Genomic DNA, 254 nt, shown 5'->3' on the forward strand with positions numbered 1-254 from the left:
GGGCTGAGCGCCGCGGCGCGCGCGAGCTGCTGCATCCGCATGTGCCACCCGTCCTGCCGCTCGAGCGCGTCCAGCACCGTGTACTCCACGACGGACAGCTCGACCGCGGCGAGAGCACGCTCCAGCTCCGCCTCGATCAGCCCGTGCAGCGCGGCGAGCGTCCGCCATCCCCGCGCGCGAATCTCCATGGCATCGTCGGCGATACCCATCGATCACACCTCCCGCTCTTAGTTGCTTGCGCTGTGTATTTGCGT

Annotated in this window: 1 protein-coding gene; it reads right to left on the minus strand. The window is 68.9% G+C overall.

What is annotated here, in order from left to right; genetic code table 11:
* The coding region (locus tag PU683_RS22315; protein ID WP_277174682.1) for a hypothetical protein at positions 1 to 209 on the minus strand (209 nt) is incomplete at its 3' end.
* Between the last annotated feature and the right edge of the window lie 45 nt (positions 210 to 254).

The organism is Candidatus Kosakonia sp. 282A-S69, assembly GCF_029433855.1.
Taxonomy (GTDB): Bacteria; Pseudomonadota; Gammaproteobacteria; order Enterobacterales; family Enterobacteriaceae; genus Kosakonia; species Kosakonia cowanii_A.